General features: G+C 42.0%; 17 protein-coding genes. 16 read left to right on the top strand and 1 reads right to left on the bottom strand.

Annotated features, from left to right (window positions below; all coding sequences use genetic code 11):
* Positions 1-16 precede the first annotated feature (16 nt).
* From HMPREF9448_RS00740 to HMPREF9448_RS00730, 3 genes are all read left to right on the top strand, one after another.
* Complete coding sequence (locus HMPREF9448_RS00740) at positions 17-418, top strand: hypothetical protein (protein ID WP_004293537.1); 402 nt, start codon at positions 17-19, stop codon at positions 416-418.
* 128 nt (positions 419-546) lie between these two features.
* Positions 547-1,299 (top strand): hypothetical protein, encoded by a 753-nt coding sequence (locus tag HMPREF9448_RS00735; RefSeq protein ID WP_004303991.1) that lies wholly within the window; start codon positions 547-549, stop codon positions 1,297-1,299.
* A 1,236-nt stretch (positions 1,300-2,535) separates the two neighbouring features.
* The gene (locus tag HMPREF9448_RS00730; RefSeq protein WP_004293535.1) at positions 2,536-3,084 is read left to right on the top strand and encodes a UpxY family transcription antiterminator; all 549 of its coding nucleotides are present in this window, start codon (positions 2,536-2,538) and stop codon (positions 3,082-3,084) included.
* A gap of 104 nt (positions 3,085-3,188) precedes the next feature.
* Here the strand turns inward: HMPREF9448_RS00730 and HMPREF9448_RS14740 are convergent, their stop codons facing one another.
* Positions 3,189-3,566 (bottom strand): hypothetical protein, encoded by a 378-nt coding sequence (locus tag HMPREF9448_RS14740; RefSeq protein ID WP_232297225.1) that lies wholly within the window; start codon positions 3,564-3,566, stop codon positions 3,189-3,191.
* A gap of 220 nt (positions 3,567-3,786) precedes the next feature.
* Between HMPREF9448_RS14740 and HMPREF9448_RS00720 the strand changes: the two genes are divergently transcribed.
* The 13 genes from HMPREF9448_RS00720 to HMPREF9448_RS00665 all read left to right on the top strand — a co-directional run bounded on the left by HMPREF9448_RS00720 (position 3,787) and on the right by HMPREF9448_RS00665 (position 16,581).
* Entirely contained in the window at positions 3,787-4,908 is a 1,122-nt protein-coding gene (locus HMPREF9448_RS00720) for an MraY family glycosyltransferase (RefSeq protein ID WP_004293533.1), read from the top strand.
* A gap of 13 nt (positions 4,909-4,921) precedes the next feature.
* Entirely contained in the window at positions 4,922-5,713 is a 792-nt protein-coding gene (locus HMPREF9448_RS00715; RefSeq protein WP_004293532.1) for a polysaccharide biosynthesis/export family protein, read from the top strand.
* A 14-nt stretch (positions 5,714-5,727) separates the two neighbouring features.
* Positions 5,728-8,145, top strand: coding sequence for a GumC family protein (locus tag HMPREF9448_RS00710; protein WP_004293531.1), 2,418 nt, complete (start codon positions 5,728-5,730; stop codon positions 8,143-8,145).
* A 79-nt stretch (positions 8,146-8,224) separates the two neighbouring features.
* A complete protein-coding gene (locus HMPREF9448_RS00705) occupies positions 8,225-8,458 on the top strand; it encodes a hypothetical protein (protein ID WP_004293530.1) in 234 nt (77 codons plus the stop codon).
* An 89-nt stretch (positions 8,459-8,547) separates the two neighbouring features.
* Positions 8,548-9,243 carry a tyrosine-protein phosphatase gene (locus tag HMPREF9448_RS00700; protein WP_004293529.1) on the top strand — a complete coding sequence of 232 codons (696 nt, stop codon included), beginning with the start codon at positions 8,548-8,550 and terminating at the stop codon, positions 9,241-9,243.
* A 63-nt stretch (positions 9,244-9,306) separates the two neighbouring features.
* The gene (locus HMPREF9448_RS14670) at positions 9,307-9,468 is read left to right on the top strand and encodes a hypothetical protein (RefSeq protein ID WP_004293528.1); all 162 of its coding nucleotides are present in this window, start codon (positions 9,307-9,309) and stop codon (positions 9,466-9,468) included.
* Positions 9,465-10,670 (top strand): UDP-N-acetyl-D-mannosamine dehydrogenase, encoded by a 1,206-nt coding sequence (gene wecC, locus HMPREF9448_RS00695; RefSeq protein ID WP_004293527.1) that lies wholly within the window; start codon positions 9,465-9,467, stop codon positions 10,668-10,670. Before HMPREF9448_RS14670 ends, wecC begins: the two co-directional genes overlap by 4 nt.
* A gap of 96 nt (positions 10,671-10,766) precedes the next feature.
* Positions 10,767-12,023 carry an oligosaccharide flippase family protein gene (locus HMPREF9448_RS00690; RefSeq protein ID WP_004303994.1) on the top strand — a complete coding sequence of 419 codons (1,257 nt, stop codon included), beginning with the start codon at positions 10,767-10,769 and terminating at the stop codon, positions 12,021-12,023.
* Positions 12,007-13,248, top strand: coding sequence for a hypothetical protein (locus tag HMPREF9448_RS00685; protein ID WP_004293525.1), 1,242 nt, complete (start codon positions 12,007-12,009; stop codon positions 13,246-13,248). Before HMPREF9448_RS00690 ends, HMPREF9448_RS00685 begins: the two co-directional genes overlap by 17 nt.
* Positions 13,249-13,370: 122 nt before the next feature.
* Positions 13,371-14,453 carry a glycosyltransferase family 4 protein gene (locus HMPREF9448_RS00680; protein ID WP_008860758.1) on the top strand — a complete coding sequence of 361 codons (1,083 nt, stop codon included), beginning with the start codon at positions 13,371-13,373 and terminating at the stop codon, positions 14,451-14,453.
* On the top strand, positions 14,450-14,878 hold the full coding sequence (locus HMPREF9448_RS00675; protein ID WP_004303995.1) for an acyltransferase: 429 nt from the start codon (positions 14,450-14,452) through the stop codon (positions 14,876-14,878). The genes HMPREF9448_RS00680 and HMPREF9448_RS00675 overlap by 4 nt, the downstream gene beginning before the upstream one ends.
* 11 nt (positions 14,879-14,889) lie before the next feature.
* Entirely contained in the window at positions 14,890-15,378 is a 489-nt protein-coding gene (locus tag HMPREF9448_RS00670) for a serine O-acetyltransferase (protein WP_004293522.1), read from the top strand.
* Positions 15,379-15,387: 9 nt separating this feature from the next.
* A complete protein-coding gene (locus HMPREF9448_RS00665; protein WP_004293521.1) occupies positions 15,388-16,581 on the top strand; it encodes a glycoside hydrolase family 88 protein in 1,194 nt (397 codons plus the stop codon).
* Positions 16,582-16,586: the final 5 nt, after the last annotated feature.

The raw sequence follows: 16,586 nt of genomic DNA, 5'->3' as shown, positions 1-16,586 counted from the left end.
TGCCTCATGAAAGCCTATGAAGACATCCGGAAAAGACAGTAAGGAGAGCAACCGTTTCAGGGGCATCAGGCCGGAGACGGAGGAGAAATACCGCCGAGCGATCGAGATGTACGCTTCCACGGAGCTTTCCGGCTGTGAGATATGCCGTATCTGCGAAGTGACAGAATCGGGTTTCCGGTGTTACCTGACCAAGTACCACCGTGAACTCGTGCTGGCCCGTTACGCTATACTGTGCAGCAAAGAAGAGGCCGGGCAGATTAAGTTGGGACAGCTCCGGGGACAGTTGCCCGCTACCCGTGTCAAATACAAGGATACCATCGAGGCGTGCGGGAGCATGGAGCATATCGGATTGCACGTAAATTCGGGTTGGAAGGCACGAATCTGGGCAGGCAGCCGTGTACGCACTACCCCGAGATAATCGAATGGCGCGAGAAGGTGCGCGATTGGCTGGGTATCGGTGACGGGCTGCCGCGCGGCACGCGCCGCTCCTGCAAGGAATAGTATGCTGAGGCCGTCAGGCTCTTGCAGGGTAACTCGTATGTCACGGTGCCGGAGGTTGCCGACTCCTGCGGGCTTTCCTATACCGGACTGGAACAGCACCTGTTGTTCTACCATAAGGATCTGGTGAAGCGGCGCATCAGGATACGCAAGAAGGCTCTCCGACGGCAGCGGAAAGGGGAAATCACCGGTCGGGGTACCGTGCACGCCCCCTCTCCGGAGTTGGTGGAGAAGTATGCCGAAGCGGTGCATCTGTATGCCACGACACCCATGTCGGCCGCACGGATAGCCGGGAAGACGGGAGTGTCGAAGAAGGGATTCTACGAGCACCTGCAAAGGTGGCATCTGGACCTGGTATGCAGGCGGAAGAATATCCCCTACGAGGAAGGGCGGCTAGTGGACTGGTCTAAAGTCCGGAAATACAACCCCGCGACAAAGGCCAAATATGCCGAAGCCATCCGCCGGCTGAAAGAAAGCGGGCTGCCGACGGCACAGGTCGCCGCCGAGTTCGGGCTGCAACCCGAAGCGTTCCGCAGCTACCTGAAGGAACACGAGCCGGAACTGTATGCCCGGAAGGGAATGGTCAGGACGGATACGGGCGGCGCGGTGTCCCGCCGCAGCATGGAGAAATACAGCGAGGCCATGCACCTGTACGGCACGACAACCGAAAGCGTGAAGTCGTTGGCCAGGCGGTTCGGGTTCAACGACTGCTCGTTCGGGCAGTTCATCAGAAGGAATTTCCCCGAACTGGTCGAAAAGCACAACGAAATCGTCCAGAAAAAAGGAAAACAAAATAAATAACCGGCTTTCGTATGCCGCTCCGTTGCGGAAGATAAGCTGTCATAGACAGTCTGACAAAATTCAATTAGGATACCTACTATCAAAATGATTTGCAGGATTATCCGATTCTGTCATTTTTCAATACACTCTCTCTAATAATCATCAAGGTTAGATGGACATTCATCGCATTTTTTTTCTGTCTTTTAATCCTAAGTGTTGCATAATATCGGATAACGATTTAGGTTCAACGCAGCTGACAATCTTATTCAATCGACTATCAACTTTTGGGGAACCCCCAAGCATCATGGACATTTTTTAATATCCGGTTGCGATAAATACAGATAAATACTACATCTTCTCTCAAAATACTGTTATTGGGGACCCAGCATTATACCTTGATTTATAAAAACAAGGAATCTATATACCAATTTACTGTCAACCAACTTTCTTCCAACTTCGCCATACTTTCTCTATAAACAGATAGAGTTAAGTTACTTACTATCTGTTGGGGAAAACAAAAATTTTTTCTCTGTTTATAGAGGAAATAAGCAATTAAATGCGGGTAAAAGAAAACTTGCTCCTTATCTACAGAACGTAGCCCATTTGAAACCCGTTTAGACTTACTTAGCATGAAGTGACAAAAATTTGGCATGAAAACAAGTATCCTCGTCATGCGCTGTAAAGTGGTACATAATATATAGTATGAAAACGTCTAATTATTGGGAAGTGTATGACCGATAAGTTCAGACTAACAATAATGAAGCAAAAAAGGTTTTGTTACAAATAAGTCTGAGTGTAAGTTATATAGAGAGATTGTTCGACAAAAATTCCGTTCTCTCCATAAGAGAAGTATTTGGGATACAAAATTATACAATTCACTGAAAATAACAATATAAAAATGATATAATTTTCAACCGAGTGCCTCATTTCAAACAGATGTTATAGGTTTTACTCAACAGTTGTTAAGTGAATCGTCTTCCAAGCAAATAAAACAAATATTGTTTACTAGCTGATTACAACCAATTTTATATTCAAATACTTCTCTTATGGAGAGAAGTAGCAGAAGATGGAGCCGGAAACGGCTTCAGAGATTTTGTGCATGTGTGAGATAACGGAATCTTTTATGGTGTAAACATGAACAGATATACTGACATGGGAAGTTATTCTCCAGCTTTTGAAAAGAATGTTTGTAACTGCTTGATATGTAGTATAATTTACAATCTTGCAGGATTAGAAGAATTGTCCTAAATCCAAAATATGGCTACTTCGGAAGGTGAAAAACAGACATGCTGGTACGTGATGCGCGACCTTAAACGGGCCAATGCCAAGTTGCCCGCATACAAGCAACTGTTGAACGAGCATTTCGAGGTGTTCACTCCCATGAAAGAGCAGTTGAGTGTTCATGGCGGCAAACGGACTCGGGAAGAAGTTCCCTTTATCCAGGATTTGCTTTTTGTTCATGATACCCAGGAAGCTATTGATCCGTTTGTGGAAAAGTATCCCACGATACAGTATCGTTTCCAGAAGGGAGGTGGTTACAAAAATCCGATGACTGTCGCTGATGCGGACATGGAGCGGTTCATACATGCTGTAAGTGTGTCGAAAAATCCGAAATATTATCTTCCTGGCGAATTGACACCCTCTATGTGCGGACGGCACATCCGTATTGTAGGCGGTCCTTTGGACGGTTATGAAGGAAAATTGCTGACTGTACGCGGGTCGAAAACGAAACGTCTGTTAGTGGAGCTGCCCGAGTTCTTTTCCGTAGGGGTGGAAGTCAATCCCGAATATATCAGGCTATTATAAAATAATGATATGTAAGCCCGACTCTATTTTGGATGATATATGGTCCAAAGTTAAAGCGGTGTGCATTGATTATGACCTGCCGGACGAGCTGCGGATATTAAAGGTTATGCTCCGGAACAAGATGAGTACTGGTTTCTGTTATCTGTTTTGACAAATGCATCTGTACAGAACAGCCCGGCGCATGTTACAATGAGGATAAAACCTGCATTTCTGGCTTTGTAAAATTGAATATACGCTAATTCCCGACAACGGATGAAACATTTTTGAAAGTAATGAATGGTTACAATTCCGGAACTGAGCCTTGCTGGATGCCATTGATGGAACTCATCGAAACATGCCTGTTCGACATCATTCACACAGAAGATACAACCGGACGATTCATTCGTCTGTATGGAGCAGGTGACTATTGGCACGCATTCGAAGAATCCGCCTACCAATTGAGTCAGCTGTTCGTGACACACGATGTAACTGTACTCAGGCATAAAGTTTACCCATTTCCCGTTTTAATGGTCAGCATCTCGGATGACGAACTCCAGGCTTACGGCAAAAATCACATCTTCAGAAAGAAAGTATCAGGGTACAGGGAACTTGTTGGGATAGGAATCTCGATGAAGCGGTACAAGGAATGGCACAAAAAAGAGGTGATGAAATTCTCTTCTCTTCCATGACTTTGCACAAGTAAAGAACAAATTCTGACATAATATGATTTTTTGGATAGTTAATTGCAGTATTGCATTCCTGATCTGTGTGTTCTGTGCGGGTATCATCATTCCCCAGATTTTGTTGATCGCTTTCCGCAAGCGGTTATTCGACCTTCCCGACGAACGGAAGATTCATCATTGTGCCGTGCCCCGGTTGGGCGGCATCGCATTCAAGCCGGTAGTGTTTTTCACCGTAGCCTTGTTGCTGGGGATCAATATGGTTATGGGGCATTCGGAGATGTTGTCCGAAATCGAGAACGATGTTCGGCCCTTGGCTTTCGCCTTCTGCTCCATCATGGTTCTGTATCTGGTTGGCATGGCCGATGACTTGATCGGCATCCGTTATCGAGCCAAGTTCGTTATCCAGATTCTGTGCGGCATGATGCTTATCGCCGGTGGTATATATATCGATAACCTGTACGGCATTCTAGGCATTCATTCGGTTCCATTATGGCTGGGGTATCCTCTGACCATTCTGTTCGTGGTCTTCATCATCAATGCCATCAACCTGATCGATGGCATTGACGGACTGGCTTCCGGGCTATGCAGTATTGCCTGTTTGCTTTATGGGTTGACTTTTCTTATGTTTCACCAGTATATATATGCCATGCTGGCGTTCGCCACATTAGGGGTGTTAGTGCCGTTCTTTTATTACAATGTTTTCGGGAATGCCGAGCACGGAAAAAAGATTTTCATGGGTGACACAGGCAGCCTGACCGTTGGCATGATGCTCTGTCTTCTCAGTCTCAAGTTGACTATGTGTGGGACAGATGATAATACGGTACATATAAATCCGATGGTGCTGGCATTCTCCCCGCTGCTGATTCCTTGCTGTGATGTGGTCCGGGTTTATCTGCATCGGGTACGCAACGGAAAGAACCCGTTCTTGCCGGATAAGAACCATATCCACCATAAACTACTTGCTGTCGGAATGCAGCAGCGAAGTGTCATGATTATCGTCATATCCGTATCGACCGTATTCATACTGTTTAATATTCTTCTCTCCCTTTATCTGAATGTAAACTGGATCGTACTAGTCGATATCCTGATATGGACTTTCACCAATATCCGACTGACGAAACGTATCGGACAGCTTCAGTCGAGACAGGCAACCAACAAATAAAAATCAATGAAATATGAAAATCAGATACATTTTACTCTTATTGACCGTGGCTTCCCTGCTAGGATCATGTGCCGCGCCGAAAGTCGCTTATTTTACGGACCTGAAACCGGGTATGGCAGAGCAGGTTCTTAATCCATTGGAAATCAGGGTACGTCCCGAAGACAAGATTTCCATATTGGTCAACAGCAAAGACCCTTTGTTGATGGACCTTTTCAACCTTCCGATTATATCCCGACAAATCGGTATAAGATCAGAAGCATCCAACAATCAAGGAATGTCAGGATACACGATAAACAAGGATGGAAATATCGATTTTCCCGTGCTGGGGCATATCCATGTGGCGGGAATGACACGCGAGGAGATTGCCTTGTGCATAAAAGAAGAGTTGATCTCGAAAAACCTCGTAAAAGATCCGGTAGTAACAGTGGAATTCATGAACCTGACCGTTTCCGTGTTGGGTGAGGTCGCCAACCCCGGACGTTTCAATATCGACAAGGACAGGCTGACGCTCCTGGACGCTTTAAGCATGGCCGGGGACCTTACCGTCTACGGGAAACGGGAGAACGTGCTGGTACAGCGGGAGGAAAACGGCAAAAAGACCCTGTACCGGGTCAATCTGAATTCGGGATATGACCTTTATGCTTCTCCCGTGTACTACCTGCAACAGAACGATATTGTTTATGTCGAACCTAACTCGGTCAGGGCAAGACAATCGACAGTCAATGGGAACAACGTGCGGTCTACCTCTTTTTGGTTATCGTTGGCCTCGCTGCTGACCACCATTACCGTGTTGATCGTGAAATAAATATAGAATCTGATATGGCCGTAAATCAAAAGAATACAAAACCGGGACAGCCGGATGATTTCCTGCGGATACAGGATCTGTTGTACCTGTGCCTCGCGAGGTGGAAGTGGTTCGTCCTGTCTTTGGCGATAACGACAGGTGTTGCTGCTGTCTATCTGCTGTGTACCCCTGCCGTATATACACGCACTGCTTCGGTGTTGATCAAGGAGGATTCCAAAGGCAAGTCGGTTTCCCCGGATCTGGAATCCTTTTCGGAGTTTGGGTTGTTCCAGTCCAGCACCAATGTAAATAACGAACTCATCACCTTTCAGTCGCCGGCTTTAATGACCGAGGTAGTTAAACGATTTCGTTTGGATATGAATTACTTCGTTCCGGGGAAATTCCACCGTCAGGTGGCCTATGGACTGACATTACCAGTGGATGTAACGATAAGTGACTTTCCTGAAAACGAATCGGCTGGGTTTACATTGGAAGTACAGCCAGACAGCACATTACTCTTATCCGACTTTACACGTAACGGGACGGAGCTCGACGGAAAGGATATAAAGGGCCGCTTGCTCGACTCCATCACTACGCCATTAGGGAAAATCATTATCCATGCAACCCCCAATTATGTGAAAGGCGAGACATACACATTGTATGTAGGTAAATCCAGTTTGTATGATGCTGTAAACTCCTGCTCGTCCAATCTGTCCGTTTCATTGAATAATGAGAAAGCGTCAGTTATCGACCTGTCATTCAGGGATAATTCTGTACAACGGGCGGAGGATGTATTGAGCATGTTGATTTCCGTTTATAATGAGAACTGGGTGAAGGACAAGAACCAGATCGCTATCAGCACCTCGATGTTCATCAACGAGCGTTTGGGCGTAATCGAACAGGAACTGGGCAACGTGGACGAGGACATTTCATCCTACAAGTCCGAACATCTGTTACCCGACGTGCAGGCGGCTTCGAGCATGTATATGGCGCAGAGCAGCCAGACGAATGCGCAGATTCTGGCTTTGAACAACCAGCTCTACATGACCCGCTACATCCGGAACTATTTGTCCAATGACGCCAACCGTACCCAACTGCTTCCGGCCAATTCCGGCATTGAAAGCGCCAATATTGAATCGCAGATTGCCGAATACAACAAACAACTGTTGCAGCGCAACAGCCTGGTTGCGAACAGTAGTACGGAAAATCCGCTGGTCGTTGATATGGATCAGGCCCTGGCATCCATGCGTGGGGCGATAATCAGGTCTATCGACAATCAGATAGTAACCTTGAATTCGCAGATAAAAAGTTTGCGGCAGACGGAGCAACAGACAACATCACGTATAGCAGCTAACCCTACACAAGCCAAATACCTGCTCTCGGTGGAACGCCAGCAGAAGGTAAAGGAGGCTCTTTATTTGTTCTTACTGCAAAAGCGTGAGGAGAACGAACTCTCACAGGCATTTACGGCCTACAATACCCGTATTGTTGCCCCGCCCCACGGTAGCATGTTGCCGATGTCACCCGTGCGCAAAAACATCTTAATGGTCGCGTGTGCTTTGGGACTGCTTATTCCGGTAGTCATTATCTTTATATGTGAGAACATGAATACCCGTGTACGGGGAAGAAAAGATCTGGAAAGCGTAACCGTACCGTTCATCGGTGAAATTCCGCTGTTCACAAGAAAGAAGAAAGGAATATTCAGAAAGAAACCACAGGAAGTCAGGGCCATTGTTGTCAAGGAGGGCAGCCGTGACATCATCAACGAGGCATTCCGTGTATTGCGTACCAACTTGGAGTTCATGACTGGCAAGGATAAGGCATCGAATGTCATCATCGTGACCTCGTTCAATCCGGGCAGCGGCAAGTCGTTCCTGACCATGAATATCGCCGTGAGCTTTGCCATTAAAGGGAAGAAAGTGTTGGTAATCGACGGTGACCTGCGTCACGGCTCTGCGTCATCCTATATCGACTCTCCTACCAAGGGGTTGAGCGACTATCTTGGCGGCAGGATTGACAATCTCAATGAAATAATTGTCACCAATCCGAAACAGAAATATCTGGACATCCTTCCTGTCGGCACCATACCTCCCAACCCCACCGAACTGTTGTTCGACGACCGGCTGAAACAGGTAATAGATACCGTAAGGGAACAATACGAATATGTGCTGATTGACTGTCCGCCCATCGAACTGGTGGCCGACACGCAGATAATCGAGAAGCTGGCTGACCGTACTATTTTCGTGGTTCGTGCAGGATTGCTTGAACTGAGTATGCTTGCTGAACTGGAGAAAATCTACGGGGAGAAAAAATACAAGAACATGTCCCTGATCCTGAATGGAACCGAGGGAAGCGGTGGTCGCTACGGATACCGTTATGGCTATCGGTATGGTTATCACTATGGTTACGGTTCGGAATATCACTATGGTTCCGATGAAAAATATATAGAGTAAATCGTTGATTATCAAGCAATTAAATACGGAGTAAGAATGTAAATTTGATTTCCCTATTGTTTCACTAAAAATCACAACTATGGCACAGAACGATTTTACAGAAGACAAAGCGACCTTATTCGGTGCGGGTATGGTTACTGTAGGTGTATTTGGTAAAACAGCATTGATTACCAAAGGAGTCGGAGTGGTTGCCGCAACAAAAGCCGGAGTATTGGCTGGTGGATTTATCTGTCCTCCTGCGGCTATCTGTATCGGTTTAGCTTGTGTTGGGGCCGGGTTGATAAATCATTTCGGCAAGCGAAACTGGTGGTGAAGTTTATCACCGGGACAATCAATTCATTCCCGGATTCCGCATATATGTCATGTGGAATCGGGAATGATTAAAAAGTTTTATGTCATTATATGTGGTTTTTTAAAAAAAGGGAAAAACAAAATATAATAAAGCTAATCGGTTTTACAGACTATCATTCGCATATTCTTCCGGGCGTGGATGACGGTGTACAAACGATGGACGAATCTTTGGAAATTCTACGTTTGTATGAGGAGCAAGGGATCAAATCCGTATGGCTCACACCGCACATCATGGAAGACATTCCCAATACGACTGCCCATCTTCGCGACCGTTTTGCAGAATTGCAGGCTGCTTACACAGGTGGCGTACAACTGCACCTTGCAGCGGAAAACATGCTTGACAATCTCTTTGAGGAACGGCTGGGAAAGAATGACCTGCTACCTTTAGGCGAGAATGGCGACCACCTGCTGGTGGAAACCTCTTATTTCAGTCCTCCGATGGGCTTGAAAAATATCCTGCTTCGCATCAAATCTAAAGGATACCACCCTGTTCTCGCCCATCCGGAGCGTTATGCTTATATGGATGAATCGGATTACCGACAGCTAAAAGACATGGGTGTGAAATTCCAGATTAATCTTCCATCAATAGCGGGTATGTATGGCAACCGGATTAAGAAAAAGGCCATGTTTCTTATGAGAGAACAGGCTATTGCTTATATAGGGACAGATATTCACAGTTACAGTATATTTCAAAAGTTCATTTGTACAAGCGTTACAAGAAACGTACAAAAACTGCTTGATTTATAGTCAAGATTATTGCGGCTATGGATAGCCAAGCTATAACAAAAATTCCTATTAATAAACAACAAGATGACAAGCGGAGAAAAGGCTCTTTATCATTCCATTATAGAGCAGTTAAAAGATAAGGAACTTTCCGATAGCCAAAAAGACAATTTTGTGAAAAAGCTGGATGAACTGTTCAAAAGTATGAATGACCAATCAAAAGAATTTCAATTAAACTCAATTTTATGAAAGCATGTTTTATGGGCTTGGGCTATATCGGATTGCCTACAGCCATTATCGCAGCAAAGCACGGAGTACAGGTAACGGGTGTTGACATCAACCCCAAAGTTGTAGAGCTGACCAATCAAGGTAAGCTCCACATCATTGAACCGGGGATGGAAGAAATGCTGCAAGAAGTTGTGAAAAACGGGACATTGCACGCAAGCACGAAGCCGGAGACAAGTGACGCTTACTTTATGGTTGTTCCCACCCCGTTCAAAGGTAATCATGAGCCTGATATTTCGTATGTAGAGGCGGCAACTCGTGCTGTACTTCCTTTTCTCAAGGAAGGTGACTTATATGTAATTGAAAGCACATCACCCGTTGGTACGACTGATAAAATGCGTGACTTAATTTTCGCTGAGCGTCCTGAATTGGAAGGTAAAATTTATATCGCCTATTGCCCCGAGCGTGTACTTCCGGGCAATGTGATTTATGAGTTGGTACATAACGACCGTGTCATTGGCGGTATGAACGAAGAAAGTACAACAAAAGCAATCGAGTTCTACTCGCAGTTCGTACAGGGGACGCTGCATCGGACTAATTGCAAGACCGCTGAAATGTGCAAACTGACTGAGAACAGCAGTCGTGACGTGCAGATAGCTTTTGCCAATGAACTTTCATTGATTTGCGACAAGGCAGGGATTAATGTTTGGGAACTTATCAGGCTTGCCAACAAACATCCGCGCGTAAATATCCTGCAACCTGGCTGTGGAGTCGGAGGTCATTGTATTGCTATCGATCCATATTTCATTACAGCGGATTTTCCGGTTGAAAGTCGCATAATTTCTACAGCACGCGAAATCAACAATTATAAATCGTTCTATTGTGCTGAAAAAGTAAAGAACGCCATGTTTGAATTTGAACTGAAAAATCACTGTAAGCCTGTGGTAGCAATGATGGGGTTGGCATTCAAACCGGACATTGACGATTTGCGTGAATCTCCAGCAAAATATATCACAACTAAAGTAATGCAAGGATGTAATAATGCCAACATTTTAGTGGTAGAGCCAAATGTGAAAGAACATAACGTGTTCAAGTTGACAGACTATAAAGAGGCTTATGACAAAGCCGATATTGTTGTGTTCCTTACAGCCCATACACCTTTCAAAGAACTACCGTGGAAAGATGATAAAGTGATACTTGATTTCTGTGGAATATTTAAGCAATAGAGGTAGACAATCATTAAGTTTACCAAGACTTACCCTCCCAATAAACGTACACATATACTGATTGCAGATTTACAGAAAATCTATTGCTTTAAGAAGATGACATTAAGCCAAGTTTTCAAATCAAGATTGTTGTCAAATATTTGGAATCAGTTTCTCCTTTATGGTTTCAGTAGCATTATACCAATTCTACTAATTCCATATTTGTTGAACGTTATAGGAGTAGAAAAATACGGTCTTGTAAATTTTGCCATTATATTTAGCTTTTACTTTCAGATATTCAATGAGTTCGGTTTCGATTTATCTAATGTCAGGCATGTCGTCAATAATAGAGACAATCAAGAAAAATTGGGAAGGATAGTTTCTTCTATTCTGCAATGTAAGTTTTTTCTCATACTCTGTTCTCTATTTGTTTATATTTTAGTTGTAGGGTTGATTCCTTCACTAAGGAATGAACTCACGCTTTATATATTAGCCTTTATTCGTTTGATAGGGGTTGTCATTGCTCCCTATTGGCTTTTCCGTTCAATGGAGGACATTAAATATATAACACGTATCAGCGTGCCAATAAAGCTATTATGTATATTGCCTATTTTTTTAATCGTTAAGTCTACTGATGATTATGCATTGGTGATGTTGTGCTATGCTCTTGAAACATTTGTTTCAGGTATTGTCGCTTTATTCATTGCCCAAAAAAGATACGGGATCAAACTTCAAATAGTCTCGGCACAAGAAGTGAAATTTTATCTTAAGGATAGTATTCCGTTTTTCTCATCAACTTTTTTGATGAGAGCCTATAAAACAATGAATACCTTAGTGCTTGGCTTTATTCTTGGAGATTTTGCAGTCGGATTATATACAGCTGCGGAAAAACTTCATAATGCGTATTCATCATTTGTTTCTCCGCTTTTATCTCAGATATTTTACCCATATTTCACAAGGATAAAAAATATGGGTAGAGCGACTAAGATGGTATTGCTTTTATGTATTGCCAATACAATCGCTTTAGCTTGTATATATTTCTTATCACCGTATCTTATACCGATTTTTATTAAGACTGAAACAGCAAGTATAACCACGTATTTCAACCTATTCTTGCTTTTATTGGCGATTAGTGTGCCAGCTGACATGTTCGGTTTCCCTTATTTGGGCGTACTTGGAAAAATCAATGAGGTAAATATGACAACCATTTATTCTGCAATCATATACATCATTGTTGTCCTTGTCTTGATTCTTACTCACAGTATTAGCATAGGAAGTGTTATTTGGGCTTTGATTATAGCGAACGTGGGATGTTTGGTTTTGCGCCTATATTTAGCCAATAAAGTAAGAGTTGGTAATGTTGATAAACAATAGGATATACAATATAGATACTAATTCTCGACATTGGGCTATTTCTTTAGCCTTAATTGTAATCTTGTCTGTAATAATGACATTTATTCCTTTTGTAGGACTGTGTTTGTCATTAATGTTTTTCAGACAAAGGTTTGCCCCCATTCTATTTATTATCTTTTCTTTCTATTTTGGTTGGTTTTATGAGCCACAAATGGATTTGTTGGTTCATTATGAGCATTTTCATCGTATTGCCGACAAATCATTGGTTGAGCAATGGATGGACTCTGGAACATCAAAATATGGCAAAGAAATATATCCTGTATTATTTAAATATTTCATTGGTTTAATTGCTGATAACCGGAATTTTTTCTCTGCTTGTGCGTGTGTGGTATATACTTCTCTATTTATATTTGGAGTCGTAAAACCACTCCAGCCATTATATATGCAGAAAATGTCAATTCCTGCATGGCTACTCTTCCTGGGGGTGATTTTTACTGTAGAATACTATTGGTTTCTCGGTTTTCGCTTTTGGAGCGGAGCATTTGTTTTTACTGGCTTCTATTTGAGATACCTTAATTCAGGAGCCGTTAAGTACCTTTGGTTATCTGCGTTATGTATTTGTTTTCACTATTCACTACTCGCCTTATGTGTCGCGGCTGTATTAAACCTACTCTTGCGATATAGGTTTAAAGTGTACTATTTAATTCTTATCGTATCATTCATCGTTCGCTTTGCGAAAATCGCGTTTGTCACTAATATCGCACAATTTGGCATATTTGAAAACTACGTCAAAGAGAGCGTTAGGAATCAAAATATCATACAGTCTGTTGGAAAGTATGCAGAGGAAATACGCGAGTATGGTAATCAGTTCTATTTGCTTCGTGAAACAATTGCCGTTTTCGGTGTCTTGGCTGTGATCTATATACTATATAAAAAAATAGGGAAAGAATTTTGGGAGCAGAATGTCAAATTCTGGGGGTTCTGTATTCTCCTATTGTCTTTTGCCAATTTCGGATATGTCAGTTTGACTTTTTATGATAGATTCTTCAAACTTGCCGTGCTATTCTTATATGTTTTTACATATATGTGGGTTATGGATATTCAATCCAAATTGAGTTTTAAGTCCCAGCTACTAATAACTATGGTTACAATTATACCGGTATTGTATTTCATTGTTACACCATTAGTTGAACAGAGGCACATGTTGTTCCAACTAAACTTATGGTTTAGTAATCTATGTTCATGATGAAAAATTTTGTAATCTGAATTTCTCATCGTGCTGATGTATGGTCTATGGATAGCTACCAATACGAACAACCAAAAAGGCATAACATCAGAAAACGAAAATAGATTAACCGTTGATGTTCAATGTTCTTAATTATTTTAATCATATCAATTGAAACACTAACAATGAGGGTATTAATAACTGTTCCCACTAAATCCGGATATGGAGGAGTAACTAATTATTATTTAGGGATTAAAGAGTATTGGAAAGAAAATGTTGAATATTTTTATTTCGGTCGTAAGCCTTGGCGTAATATATTTTATCCATTTTTAATTATCCGTTTTATAATCCGATTGATTTGCTTTAAACCTGATATAGTACTACTTAACCCATCGCTTGGAGATAAAGCCTTAAAACGAGATTTTATATATTTAAACATTTGCCGATTTTTCAGAAAGAAAACATCCGTATTTATTCATGGTTTCAATTTCGAGTATGCTAAAAATGCAGATTGGAAATGGATAAGTGCCAATTTGAATAAGGCCTTGTGTATTTTTGTGTTATCCCAAGATTTCAAGAATGAATTGATAAGGAGGGGGATAAAATCTGATATACATCTAACTTCGACAAAAGTACCCGATTATTTTATTTCAGGTTTTGACCTTTCGATGAGACAAGGAAAAGCCGAAAACATTATGTATAGCGGGCGAATAGAAAAGGCCAAGGGTGTATATGAAACAGTCGATACATTTTCAATACTTAAGTCACAATACAAGGATCTGACATTGACCTTTGTCGGTGATGGCTCAGAACTTCCTATGTTGAAACAATATGTTGAGAATAAGAAAATAAAGGATGTCCGTTTTACTGGAGAGTTACGTGGGGAAGATTTTAAAAAGGAATACATTAACGCCGATATGTATTTGTTTCTAAGTTATACGGAAGGTATGCCAACTGTGGTTTTGGAAGCAATGATTTTCGGACTCCCTATTTTTACCAGAAAAGTGGGTGGCCTAATAGATTTCTTTGAAAATGGAAAGATGGGATATATATCAAGTTCGTTAGATCCGGCAGTTTTTGCAGAAGCAATGAAACCATATATCGAGAATCCTGCTAAAATGAGGAGTGTATCAATATATAATTCCGAATATGCGAAAACCCATTTTGTTGCATCCGTTGTTGTCCGAAAATTTGAAAATACACTAAAGAAATATATTGAGCTATGAATATTCTGAGAATCAAGAAGCTAATATTTTTACACCTCCAACATCTACCCATGAAATCAAGGGCATGGAGACCATTAGTTTGCAAATGGGGTGGAGTGCAGATAATCAGCCCCAAAAGAACGTTTATCGGTGAGGGCGTCATATTTGACACAAATTATCCACAAGATATTTTTATCGAAGAAGGTGTTCGTTTGACATCGGGGGTGAAAATAGTAACACATTTCATGAATCCTAATACTGGAAGTTACGACAGGGGGAAGGTTCATATCTGCAAAGGCGCCTATCTCGGAATGAATACTTTGGTGGTAAAACCTGTAACAATTGGAGAGCGAGCTATAATTGGAGCAGGTTCTGTTGTGACCAAAGATATACCAGCCAATGAAGTTTGGGCAGGAAATCCCGCAAAATTTATAAGAAAACGGTAGGATTAATTCATATGGACATTATATCATTCTATAGGGTAGAACGTTGGCTATTTGAACGCCATATTCCGGTTTTGCCCAAAATCGTACAACTATTGATTTTTCTCATTTTCAATTCAAAAATAACCGCTGATTCAAAAATAGGAAAAGGGTCATACTGTGTGTGCAAAGGGATTAGCACTGTCTTAATACCGGGAACAGAAATCGGAGAAAATTGCGTATTAGGATTGCGATTTTCTACTGTACGGCAGTTTCCATATAAAGAAGTTCCTTGTCTAAAGAATAATGTTTGGGTGGGACCTAATGTTATTATTGCTGGCCCTGTTGTAATAGAAGATGATGTGGTAATCGCTGGAAATTCATTTGTCAACCGAAGTGTTCCCAAAGGTGCTATTGTAGCAGGATGTCCGGCAAAGATTATTGGCTGGAGAAAGAATCTTGATTATGCGATTGAGACAAACCCAAAGTATAAAGATGGCCGTATGCCATTCTTGACAAAATGAATAACACCAATGAATGATATTGCAGATGCTTTTTATAAGCTAAAAATTTATTGTGAGACTGAACATTTCAAGGGTTGGGATCCGTATGATGGTCTCAACTCTAAAATTTTTCAGGCAATTCCGCTGCTGAAAAAGTCTGTATTGTGCAGATTGATGGTCATACAAGGTTTCAAGCGTTGCCCTTTCAATATGAGACGGATGGCTTTCGTTCCGAAAGAGTATAACGCAAAAGGTATCGGGCTGTTCTTGTCCGGATATTGCAATCTGTATAAAGTTGTGGAAAATCATCCGCAATTATCCGAAAAAATGGGAACGTTGGAGATGATAAAGGCTCGGATTGAAGAATTGGCAGAGTTGCTTATATCCTTACAATCTAAAGGCTACAGCGGTGCTTGCTGGGGGTATAACTTCGATTGGCAGGCACGCCGTCTGTTTCTTTTTCCCAAATTCACGCCCACAGTAGTTGCTACAAATTTCTGTGCCACGGCACTGATGCAGGCATATGAAATAACTAGGAACAAACACTATTTGGAGATTGCATTAAGTGCAGCGGATTTTGTAATAAAAGATTTGCATCGCACGCCGTATAATGGTGGCTTTCTCTTTTCTTATAGTCCGTTAGAGGGTAATGACACTGTGTTCAATGCTTCGCTGCTCGGTTCTCGATTGTTGAGTTATTGTTTTTATTATACACAACAGGAGGAATACAAAAGACTAGCGGAGCTATCCATTAAAGCCTGTTGTTCCGGGCAACGGGAAGACGGGGCTTGGGTATATGGAATGCTCCCCGTACAGAATTGGGTAGACAGCTTTCATACAGGATATAATTTAGATGCGCTGATCGCTTATCAAGAGTTGACAGAGGATCATGCTTTCAATGGTTACATCGAAAAAGGTTTCGACTACTATGTCAATCATTTTTTCGAAGCGGACGGAACTCCTAAATATTATGATAACCGAATGTATCCTATTGACATCCATTGTCCAGGGCAGCTATTGATAACATTGACCCGCCTACATAAGATGAAAAAATATGAGGAACTTGCCAAAAAAGTATTGCAATGGACAATCCGAAATATGCAAGATAAAAAGGGGTATTTCTACTACCAATTAAAACCTGGCATCAGTTCTAAAATCTCGTATATGCGATGGAGTAATGCATTTATGTTTAATGCAATGTCGCATTATTTACTCGCAATATAAAATTT

The sequence above is a fragment of the Barnesiella intestinihominis YIT 11860 genome (assembly GCF_000296465.1).
In the GTDB taxonomy this organism is placed as follows: domain Bacteria; phylum Bacteroidota; class Bacteroidia; order Bacteroidales; family Barnesiellaceae; genus Barnesiella; species Barnesiella intestinihominis.
This window is presented reverse-complemented; position numbering and strand designations above follow the sequence as displayed.

Excerpts from the sequence above, each read along its gene's own strand:
- HMPREF9448_RS00740 (WP_004293537.1), top strand. The coding sequence starts at position 17 with ATGAAGACATCCGGAAAAGACAGTAAGGAGAGCAACCGTTTCAGGGGC.
- HMPREF9448_RS00730 (WP_004293535.1), top strand. The coding sequence starts at position 2,536 with ATGGCTACTTCGGAAGGTGAAAAACAGACATGCTGGTACGTGATGCGC.
- HMPREF9448_RS14740 (WP_232297225.1), bottom strand. The coding sequence starts at position 3,566 with ATGCCTGAGTACAGTTACATCGTGTGTCACGAACAGCTGACTCAATTG.
- HMPREF9448_RS00720 (WP_004293533.1), top strand. The coding sequence starts at position 3,787 with ATGATTTTTTGGATAGTTAATTGCAGTATTGCATTCCTGATCTGTGTG.
- HMPREF9448_RS00715 (WP_004293532.1), top strand. The coding sequence starts at position 4,922 with ATGAAAATCAGATACATTTTACTCTTATTGACCGTGGCTTCCCTGCTA.
- HMPREF9448_RS00710 (WP_004293531.1), top strand. The coding sequence starts at position 5,728 with ATGGCCGTAAATCAAAAGAATACAAAACCGGGACAGCCGGATGATTTC.
- HMPREF9448_RS00705 (WP_004293530.1), top strand. The coding sequence starts at position 8,225 with ATGGCACAGAACGATTTTACAGAAGACAAAGCGACCTTATTCGGTGCG.
- HMPREF9448_RS00700 (WP_004293529.1), top strand. The coding sequence starts at position 8,548 with ATGTGGTTTTTTAAAAAAAGGGAAAAACAAAATATAATAAAGCTAATC.
- HMPREF9448_RS14670 (WP_004293528.1), top strand. The coding sequence starts at position 9,307 with ATGACAAGCGGAGAAAAGGCTCTTTATCATTCCATTATAGAGCAGTTA.
- wecC (WP_004293527.1), top strand. The coding sequence starts at position 9,465 with ATGAAAGCATGTTTTATGGGCTTGGGCTATATCGGATTGCCTACAGCC.
- HMPREF9448_RS00690 (WP_004303994.1), top strand. The coding sequence starts at position 10,767 with ATGACATTAAGCCAAGTTTTCAAATCAAGATTGTTGTCAAATATTTGG.
- HMPREF9448_RS00685 (WP_004293525.1), top strand. The coding sequence starts at position 12,007 with ATGTTGATAAACAATAGGATATACAATATAGATACTAATTCTCGACAT.
- HMPREF9448_RS00680 (WP_008860758.1), top strand. The coding sequence starts at position 13,371 with ATGTTCTTAATTATTTTAATCATATCAATTGAAACACTAACAATGAGG.
- HMPREF9448_RS00675 (WP_004303995.1), top strand. The coding sequence starts at position 14,450 with ATGAATATTCTGAGAATCAAGAAGCTAATATTTTTACACCTCCAACAT.
- HMPREF9448_RS00670 (WP_004293522.1), top strand. The coding sequence starts at position 14,890 with ATGGACATTATATCATTCTATAGGGTAGAACGTTGGCTATTTGAACGC.
- HMPREF9448_RS00665 (WP_004293521.1), top strand. The coding sequence starts at position 15,388 with ATGAATGATATTGCAGATGCTTTTTATAAGCTAAAAATTTATTGTGAG.